The 3,219-nt window shown below is 29.4% G+C and carries 2 protein-coding genes; one reads left to right on the top strand and one right to left on the bottom strand.

All coding sequences use genetic code 11. The features are described 5' to 3' along the window. Positions 1–169: 169 nt before the first annotated feature. Positions 170–1,774 carry a peptide ABC transporter substrate-binding protein gene (locus E6A48_RS06735; RefSeq protein WP_219709278.1) on the bottom strand — a complete coding sequence of 535 codons (1,605 nt, stop codon included), beginning with the start codon at positions 1,772–1,774 and terminating at the stop codon, positions 170–172. Positions 1,775–1,931: 157 nt separating this feature from the next. Here E6A48_RS06735 and E6A48_RS06740 point away from each other — a divergent pair, with 157 nt between their 5' ends. Beyond that, on the top strand, positions 1,932–3,077 hold the full coding sequence (locus E6A48_RS06740; protein WP_219709279.1) for a restriction endonuclease subunit S: 1,146 nt from the start codon (positions 1,932–1,934) through the stop codon (positions 3,075–3,077). The last annotated feature ends 142 nt before the right edge of the window (positions 3,078–3,219 follow it).

Consider the following 3,219-nt stretch of genomic DNA (forward strand, 5'->3'; position numbering starts at 1 on the left):
ATTTATTTTAAAGCTCAATTATAAAAAGCACACCCACCCTAAGTTTTATTATTTTTTTAATCTATTTAACCGCACGGTGAATAAGTTTATATATATAAAAAATATGATATTTATAACTTATTTAATTTTTTTGTTTGGTTTAACGTGCGGTCAATTTAAACTATTTAAATTATTTCTCTAAATATGAATAGTGAAATCTATATCTTCCAAGCGGATTGAATATTGCACCTTTTAATTTGGGGTTAATCATAAATGGGTCCATTCTATATATTATTGGTATTATAGGCATATAGTCAAATATTAAATCTTCTGCTTTATGCAATGCTTTTGTTCTTTCATCGGTGTTAGTTGTGCTTGAAGCGAATTTCAATAAATCGTTAAACTCTCTGCTGCTAAATCCGCTATGATTAACAGCACTTACTTCCGAGAAAAAACTAATCATAGCTAAAGGGTCACTATAGTCTGCAGTCCAGCCAGTGCGGGCTAAATCATAATTCTTTTCAACCATAGCTTGAAATGTTTCATTGTATTCTTCAGATTTAATTGTAACATCTATTTCCAAATTCTCTTTATACATCTCCTGCATAGCTTCGCATATTAAAGTAAAATATCCTGGAGTGGTTCTTATTTCAAGTACAGGAAAGTTCTCTCCGTTTGTATATCCTGATAACTCCATAAGTCTTTTAGCTTCTTTTATATTTGCATCATAGCTTCCAAGATTAAGATAATTGCTTCCATTTTCTCTAAAGTCTTTGCTATCGACATCTTTCATTCCATAAGGCACAAATGCATATGCTGGAGTTTGATTCATCTTTGTAATGTTTGATATTATATAGTTTCTGTCAAATGCCAATGCTAATGCTTTTCTTATGTTTTTATTTGTAAGCACTCCTTTTTTAGAATTAATTTCCAAAAAATATATTCCATAAGCAGGCTCTTGTAATATATAATTTTCTTTTATAAGAGAAGATATCTCTCCAAGAGGAGCTTCTATTACAGAAAATTGTATGTCTCCTCTTTTTATAGCGGCAAGAGAAGTGTTTGAATCGCTCATTATAATGACATTAATTTTTTTGGCAACAATGCTCTCTTTATCATAATAATTAGTATTTAGTTCCATAACAATTTTTTCATCGGTTTTTCTCTCTGTCATCACATAAGCACCATTTACAATATATGTTTCTGGATTTCTAGACCAATCATCACCGTATTTTTCCACAATATCTTTTCTCACAGGAAAATAAGCACTGCTCACAGATAAATATTCTAGAAAATATGGAGTAGGATTTTCTAATACAATCTCTAAAGTGCTGTCATCAATAGCCTTTACACCTAAGGCATCAACATTAGTTTTACCGCTTATCACTAAACTTCCATTTTTAACAACATTAAGCATATGAGAATAGGCTGCTGCGGTTTTAGGGTCTGCTGCTCTCTTTAGAGCATATTCAAAATCCTGAGCTTTTACTTTTTCACCATCAGACCATTTAGCATCATCTCTCAAATAAAAAGTATATATAAGACCATCTTCAGATATGTCCCAGCTTTTAGCCATACCAGCTACAACTTCATCATTTTTATCTTTTTTAGTAAGCCCTTCAAAAAAATGTATCATATATATTGAGCCAAAACTAAGCGAGTTTAATGTAGGGTCTAGAGTTTTAGGCTCTCCGCCAAGAGATATTGATATTTCATTGTTTGATGTAGTTTTGTTGTTGTTATTACATGAAATTATTGATAATATTAAAAAAATGATATATATAGCTTTTTTCATTTTCTTCTCTCTTTAAAATTATTAGAATGGCGTAATTCTATTAATTAATGCTTATAAAGTCAATAGTTATTATTGATATAATGATATAATAAAAATATTTTTTAGAGATAAAAATGTAATTGTGAAAAAGAGTATAATTGTTTATAATGATTGAGTTATGAGTAAGTTAGAAGAGTTATTGAAGCGAGAATGTCCCGACGGCGTGGAATATAAAAAGCTTATAAATGTATGTGATATAAAAAGAGGGGAAAGAATAACTAAAAAAGATATAAAAGAAAATGGAATGTTTCCTATCATAAGTGGCGGGCAATTTCCTATGGGAATGTACGATAAATTTAATCGTGATGAAAATACAATAACTATTGCTTCTTATGGTAGTGCTGGATATGTAGATTATCAAACAAAAAAATTTTGGGCAAATGATGTTTGTTTATGTTTATATCCTAAAATAAAATTATTAAATAAATTTTTATATTATTATCTGAAATTTAAACAAGATTTCTTATATTCTAAAACAACAAATGCAATTCCTAATCATATTCCTACTGATATAATAAAAGAATTACTAATTCCGCTCCCACCAATAGAAATACAAGAAGAGATAGTAGGTATATTAGACACTTTTACAAAATATCAAGATTTATTAAATAGAGAATTAGAATTAAGAAAAAAGCAGTATGAGTATTATAGAGAGAAACTTTTAACTTTTGATGATAAAATTAAACACATACCTATTGGTAGTTTAATGGAACGTATTAAAGAAAAAGGTAAAGATGATTTAACTGTGAAACAAGTATATGTTGTTAGTAATATAAAAGGAATAGTAAAAACAGAAGATTATCATGATAATAATATTCATAGTGAAGATACTTCAAACTATACAATTTTAAGGCAGGATATGTTTGCATATAATCCTTCTAGATTAAATATTGGTTCTATTGGAAGATTGAAAACATCAATTTCTGGTCTAGTTAGTCCTATGTATGTAGTTTTTTCAGTAGATAAATCTATGGTAGATGTTAAATATTTTGAATATTTTATCAAATCTCCTAAAATAATAAATAAAATAGATTCTTTAAAAGAGGAAGGAGCTAGATTTAGATTTGATTATAATCGTTGGAATTGGATTGATATTCCAATCCCGCCATTAGAGGAGCAGGAACGTATTGTAAACATATTAGACAAATTTGATGCTTTGTGTAATGACATCACTAAAGGGCTTCCTGCCGAGATTGAGATGCGTAAAAAGCAATACGAGTATTATAGGGATAAGCTCCTAACTTTCAAAGAAAAGAAAAAATAATTGTGAATTAAAAAGCACTCTCCCGCATGTGTAGAGGGTTATGATTAAAGTATAGCATTAACGTACGGAAAACACCTACGGCTAGTAGTGCGGCAAGGTGGTACAGCTCGTACCCCGCACGCCTAAGAGGTTATAATTAAAG

It is taken from the genome of Brachyspira pilosicoli (genome assembly GCF_019402445.1).
Classification (GTDB): domain Bacteria; phylum Spirochaetota; class Brachyspiria; order Brachyspirales; family Brachyspiraceae; genus Brachyspira; species Brachyspira pilosicoli_B.